The sequence below is a fragment of the Kitasatospora sp. NPDC054768 genome, from assembly GCF_053612025.1.
In genome coordinates this window covers 30,964-37,506 of sequence record NZ_JBSHBN010000094.1, presented here as the reverse complement: position 1 = coordinate 37,506, position 6,543 = coordinate 30,964, and the positions used below count along the sequence as shown (strand labels likewise).

3 protein-coding genes are annotated in these 6,543 nt (G+C 74.4%); all 3 read left to right on the top strand.

Translation table 11 applies throughout. The features are described from left to right. Positions 1–41: 41 nt before the first annotated feature. The 3 genes from ACWGKU_RS25480 to guaA all read left to right on the top strand — a co-directional run bounded on the left by ACWGKU_RS25480 (position 42) and on the right by guaA (position 6,463). Entirely contained in the window at positions 42–1,874 is a 1,833-nt protein-coding gene (locus ACWGKU_RS25480; RefSeq protein WP_452179510.1) for a GMC oxidoreductase, read from the top strand. A gap of 300 nt (positions 1,875–2,174) precedes the next feature. After that, positions 2,175–3,869 (top strand): hypothetical protein, encoded by a 1,695-nt coding sequence (locus tag ACWGKU_RS25475; RefSeq protein WP_452179509.1) that lies wholly within the window; start codon positions 2,175–2,177, stop codon positions 3,867–3,869. Positions 3,870–4,867: 998 nt separating this feature from the next. Next, positions 4,868–6,463: a glutamine-hydrolyzing GMP synthase gene (gene guaA / locus ACWGKU_RS25470; protein ID WP_380548910.1), complete on the top strand. Its 1,596-nt coding sequence runs from the start codon at positions 4,868–4,870 to the stop codon at positions 6,461–6,463. The last annotated feature ends 80 nt before the right edge of the window (positions 6,464–6,543 follow it).

Sequence of the window (6,543 nt, the reverse complement as noted above, 5' to 3'; positions counted from 1 at the left end):
GGCCCCACAGACAGGTTCACCCGGCGAAGGAGCGGTGGCAGATGGTGCAGTCCGGCGGTGCGGCGGAGTTCGACTACGACGTGGTGGTGGTCGGGTCCGGCTTCGGCGGTTCGGTCGCGGCGCTGCGGCTGACCGAGAAGGGCTACCGGGTCGCCGTCCTGGAGGCCGGGCGGCGCTTCGACCGGGACGAACTGCCCAGGAACTCCTGGGACCTGCCGAACTACCTGTGGGCGCCGCGGCTCGGGCTGTACGGAATCCAGCGCATCCACCTGCTGGCCAACGTGCTGATCCTGGCCGGCGCCGGGGTCGGCGGCGGCTCGCTGAACTACGCCAACACCCTGTACGTGCCGCCGAAGGCCTTCTTCGAGGACCGGCAGTGGCGCCACATCACCGACTGGCAGCAGGAGTTGGCGCCGTTCTACGACCAGGCGCAGCGGATGCTCGGGGTCCGGCTCAACCCGACCCTCACCCCGTCCGACGTCCACCTCAAGGCGGCCGCCGAGCGGATGGGCGTCGGCGACACCTTCCACATGGCGCCGGTCGGGGTCTTCTTCGGCGACGGCGAGGACGCCGGGGGCACCTCCCGGACGGAGTCCGGGGGAGGCACGGCCGAGGCGGCCCCGGGGGGCGAGGTGGCCGACCCGTACTTCGGCGGCGCCGGCCCGGCCCGCAAGGCCTGCGTGGAGTGCGGCGAGTGCATGACCGGCTGCCGGCACGGCGCCAAGAACATGCTCACCGAGAACTACCTGTACCTGGCCGAGAAGGGCGGCGCGGAGATCCACCCGCTCACCACGGTGGCCCGGATCCGGGAGATCGGCGGGGCCGACGGGGACCGGGGTTTCGCCGTGGACGTGCGCCGCACCGACGCGCGCTCGAAGACCGACCGGGTGAAGGCGGGCGCGCGGACCATCACCGCGGCCCGGGTGGTCGTCGCGGCCGGCACCTACGGCACCCAGTCGCTGCTGCACCGGATGCGGGACGGCGGCCACCTGCCCCGGATCTCGGAGCGGCTGGGCGAGCTGACCCGGACCAACTCCGAGGCCCTGGTGGGGGCGCAGACCACCGACCGGCGCTACGGCGCCAAGGCGGACTTCACCAAGGGCGTGGCGATCACCTCCTCGATCCACCCGGACGCCAACACCCACATCGAGCCGGTCCGCTACGGCAAGGGCTCCAACGCGATGGGCGCACTGTCCATCGCCCAGGTCAGGGGCGGCGGAACGCTCCCGCGCTGGCTGCGCTACCTGGGCAACTCGGCGCTCCACCCGGTGACCTTCGCCCGCTCGATGAACCAGCGCCGCTGGTCCGAGAAGACGATCATCGGCCTGGTGATGCAGTCGCTCGACAACTCGATCACCGTCTCGCTGCGGAAGGGCCCGCTCGGCAAGGCCCGGCTCACCTCCGCCCAGGGCCACGGCGAGCCCAACCCGACCTGGATCCCGGCGGCCGAGCGCGGCGCCCAGGCGCTGGCCGACGAGATCAACGGCTTCCCCGGCAGCACCGTCGGCGAGATCTTCGACATCCCGATGACGGCGCACTTCCTGGGCGGCTGCCCGATCGGCGACGCCCCCGGGACCGGCGTGGTGGACCCGTACCACCGGCTGTACGGCTACCCGGGCATCAGCGTGGTGGACGGTTCGGCCGTCTCCGCCAACCTGGGCGTCAACCCCTCGCTCACCATCACGGCCCAGGCCGAGCGTGCCCTGTCGATGTGGCCGAACAAGGGCGAGGCGGACCCGCGCCCGGCCCAGGGCGAGGAGTACCGGCGGGTCGCGGCGGTGGCGCCGGTGCGGCCGGCCGTGCCCGAGGGCGCGTTCGGCGCGCTGCGGCTGCCGCTGCTGCCCGTCCCGGAGGTCCCGAAGAAGCGCGGCTGAACCCGGTCCGGCGGGCCAATCCGCCTGCGCCGGTTCCCGGTTGACAGCCGTTCGGGTCCGATGGGATAAACGGGCTCCCTGGGGCGGCCAGGAACTCGTCGAGCGGGGGGAACGCGGGCCATGGCCAACTGCACATCGTGCGGGGCGACTTCGGCGGAGGGGGCGCCCGCCTGCGGGTCGTGCGGCCGGCCGTTCGCGCCCCCGGCCCCGCCGGCCGCCCCGCCGACCGCCCCGCCGACCGCCCCGCCGGCCGCCGTCCCGCCGCCACCTCCGGGTGCGGCTGCGCCCGTTCCGCCGTCCGTGCCGCCGCCCGGGTACGGTCCACAGCCGGGGTACGGGCCCGCGGCCGCGGCCCCGCCCGCCCTGGGCAGCTGGGGTGCCGGGCAGTCGTACGACAGGCAGCCCGCCCTCCAGCGCCTGCTGACGGCCGCGGACTGGCGCCCGGCGGCCAGGGCGGCCGTCGCGCCGACCCTCGTCCTGCTGGCCGTGGCGCTGGTCGCGGCGGTCCCCGGCGACTACCAGTACCAGTACCGGTTCGAGGCGCCCGGCTTCGGCGAGCGCTTCGGCGCGATGCTGTCGATGACCCTGAACGCGCTCGGCGCGCCGTTCCGGCTCGCCTACCAGGGCTCGGTGGGCCGGGGTCCGGGCGGCTGGACCGAGACCGTCCGGGTGCTGCCGATGACCGTCACGGTCCTGTGGTGCCTGGCGCTCTGGCTCGGCCTGCGGGCCGGGCTGCGCCGGCGCAAGGCGGCCGAGGGCCAGCTGACCCGGGGCCAGGCCGCCGCCGAGGCGATGCGCACCGCGGCGGTCCTCGCGGCGGTGAGCCTGGCGCTCGGCCTGGTCGGCGGTACGGACTGGAGCCCGGACGGCCGCGGCGTGAAGTCCGACTACTTCGACTCCCGGGGGAAGCCGGAGCTGCTGGTCACCGCGGACTCCGGCTGGCTGGAGGCGGTCGCCTGGACCGTGGTGCCGGCCGCCCTGCTGGCCTTCCTGGTGTACGGCACCGACGCGCTGCGCTGGGCGGCCTGGCGCAGCCGCTCGGTGCGCGGCTGGGCGGTGGCCGCGCTGACCGCCGGCCAGGCGCTCGCGGTCTCGGTGGGGCTGTCCTCGGTGGCGGCCTTCCTGCTGGTCGCGCTGAACAGCGACGACGGGGCGTTGACCGGGGTCTCGCTGGCCTTCCTGCCCAACCTCGGCCTCGGTCTGCTCGGTTTCGGCTCGGGGGCGGGCTTCCGGACGCACACCGGTCTGTCCGGTGACGGCGGCGGCTCGTGGCGCGACCGCAGCAACGACACCGAGTTCTCCTTCTTCGACCTGCGGGACCTGGGCGCCGACTGGCGCTGGGCCGGCCTGGCCGCGCTCGTCGCGGCGGGCGTGCTCGGCTGGGCGGCGTACCGGCGGCGCCTGGACGCGACCGACCGGCTGCGCCTGGCGGCCCTGCACGCCGGGGCGCTCACCCTGCTGATGGCGCTCTCCGGGGCGCGGTTGGTGGAGACCACGTCCATGGCGGGCTGGACCGAGACCGCCCGGATGGAGTTCTCGCAGGAGTCCTCGGCCGGGCTGGTGTTCCTGGGCACGCTGGTGGCCAACGCGGTCTGGGCGCTGGTCGGCGCCCTGCTGGTGCCGCCGCTGCTGGTGGCCGTCCGCGACCGGGGCGCGGGCGCGCCGAACGGCGCGGTGCCGTACGCCGAGTCCCCGTTCGCCCGTGCCCAGGGCGGCGCGCCGCACCCGGCGACGGTGCCGCCGCAGGTGCCGTACGCGACGCCGCCGCACGGCGTTCCGGCGCAGCAGGGCGGTCCGGTGCCGGGGTACGGCGGGCCGGCGCGGGCCGTCGTGCCGCAGGACGCGCCGTTCGACTCCGGGGGCGGGGTGAGCGAGGTGCTCGACTCGCACGAGGAGCCGCCCGTCCCGGCCGGCGGGGCGCCGGTGCCCGGCGCGGTGCCGCCGCCCCCGGCCGAGGAGCCGGTCGACCCGAGCGTCTGGCGCAAGCACCCCTGACCCGGGCGGCCGTCGGGGTGCCGGAGGCCGGGAGCACGGGGAAAGGGCAAAGGGCCCCGCGGGGGAACGGGGCCCTTTGTCGTTCAGCACTCGGCGTCAGGGCCGCGCCGGTGCTGGGGTGACGGCGCCGGGGGAGGAGCGCCGTCGTGTCGGTCGGCTTCGGGGTGCGCCGCGCGGCTCCGGCGTGGGTGGCCGGCCGTGCGGGGCGCGCACCTCCGTGCGCGGCGGGTCGGCACGCAGGTCTGCGCCGGTCCCACGCTCACGGAGCGTGAACTGACAATCGCTGCCACCGCCCTGCGGCGCGGCTGCGGAGAACGCCGTCGCGGGCCTCCTCGGTGGGCCGTGAGGCGCCGGGAGAACCGCTTACAACGAGCATCGTGCTGGACAAGGGGCTCGCTCTGCAACCGGTTCGGCACAGTTCGGCACAGAGCATTTCCCGACGGGGCCGCCATCGATGATCACGGTGCGTAGTGGTTCGGATGGTTGTGGCGCACGGGGACGCGCGTAGCGGCACGAGGTGGACGGGGGAGTGCGCCCGGGCGCGCACCGGAACGGACCGGGGGTGCGACGGCCGGTCCCGGGCGTCCCCGGACTCCGGCCGTCCCACCTCTCGGCCCAGTCGCGGCCGGGGTCGCTGTCCCCTGCTCGCCGGCCGCGGCACCCGCGCACGGTCCCACGGAGCCGCGCGCCCGGCGGACCGGGCGGCGGCACCACGTGCGCCGGTGGACTGGGGTGGAGCTCCACGCGTGGTCCTGCTGCCGTACGGTGCCCCCGCGGGGACGGGCGGCGCGTCTGGCGGACGCGGCGCGGCCGTACGTTCGTCAGAAGCAACGAACCGCGGCCTCGCCCGGTCACGGTTCATTGGACGGGCAGACGAGTGAAACCGGACAGCCCGGTAGAATCGGTGTCCAGACACCCCACACCGTCCGCCGCAGCCGCAGTCCCGCCGGGGAGGCGGCCACGCGTGACACCTCGATACCGCTGCCGGAAGGCCGTCTGTGTCCTCTGCAATTCCCGTCCAGTCCGCGCCGGACAACGACCCCGTCCTGGTGGTCGACTTCGGCGCCCAGTACGCCCAGCTCATCGCCCGTCGGGTGCGTGAGGCGCGGGTCTACAGCGAGATCGTGCCGAGCAGCATGCCGGTCGCCGAGATGCTCGCCAAGAACCCCAAGGCGATCATCCTCTCCGGTGGCCCCTCGTCGGTCTACGAAGACGGCGCGCCGCAGATCGACCGCGCGATCTTCGAGGCCGGTGTCCCGGTCTTCGGCATGTGCTACGGCTTCCAGCTGATGGCCAAGAGCCTCGGCGGCACCGTCGACAACAACGGCGCCCGCGAGTACGGCCGCACCCCGCTGACCGTCTCCCGCACCGGCTCCACCCTGTTCGAGGGCGTCCCGGCGCAGCACTCGGTGTGGATGTCGCACGGCGACGCCTGCTCCGCCGCCCCGGAGGGCTTCGCCGTCACCGCCTCCACCGACCTGGTCCCGGTCGCGGCCTTCGAGAACGACGAGGCCCGGCTCTACGGCGTCCAGTACCACCCCGAGGTGCTGCACTCCGACCACGGCCAGCAGGTCCTGGAGCACTTCCTCTACCGCGGCGCCGGCATCGCCCCGACCTGGACCACCGGCAGCGTGGTCGACGAGCAGATCGCCCTGATCCGCGAGCAGGTCGGCGACAAGCGCGCGATCTGCGGCCTGTCCGGCGGCGTGGACTCCGCGGTCGCGGCCGCCCTGGTCAACAAGGCCATCGGCGACCGGCTGACCTGTGTCTACGTCGACCACGGCCTGATGCGCAAGGGCGAGACCGAGCAGGTCGAGAAGGACTTCGTGGCCGCCACCGGCGTCCAGCTGAAGGTCGTCGACGCCGCCGAGCGCTTCCTGAACGCGCTGAAGGGGGTCACCGACCCCGAGGAGAAGCGCAAGATCATCGGCCGGGAGTTCATCCGGGTCTTCGAGCAGGCCCAGGCCGAGATCGTCGCCGAGGCCGGCGAGCAGGGCGAGTCGGTCGACTTCCTGGTCCAGGGCACCCTGTACCCGGACGTGGTGGAGTCCGGTGGCGGCACCGGCACCGCCAACATCAAGTCCCACCACAACGTCGGCGGCCTGCCCGAGGACCTCCAGTTCCAGCTGGTGGAGCCGCTGCGCAAGCTGTTCAAGGACGAGGTCCGGATGGTCGGCCAGGAGCTGGGCCTGCCGGAGGAGATCGTCCAGCGCCAGCCGTTCCCGGGCCCGGGCCTGGGCATCCGGATCGTCGGCGAGGTCACCAAGGAGCGTCTGGACCTGCTCCGCGACGCCGACGCGATCGCCCGCGAGGAGCTGACCGCGGCCGGTCTGGACCGCGAGATCTGGCAGTGCCCGGTCGTGCTGCTCGCCGACGTCCGCAGCGTGGGCGTGCAGGGCGACGGCCGCACCTACGGCCACCCGATCGTGCTGCGCCCGGTCTCGTCCGAGGACGCCATGACCGCCGACTGGTCGCGCCTGCCGTACGACGTGCTGGCGAAGATCTCCACCCGGATCACCAACGAGGTCCGCGACGTGAACCGCGTCGTCGTCGACGTCACCAGCAAGCCGCCGGGCACCATCGAGTGGGAGTGATCACTCCCGCCGGCCGCCGGGACGCTTCTTCGTCCTGAGGCCGATGCCTGAACGGTCGCGCCGTCGTTCCCGTACTGGAG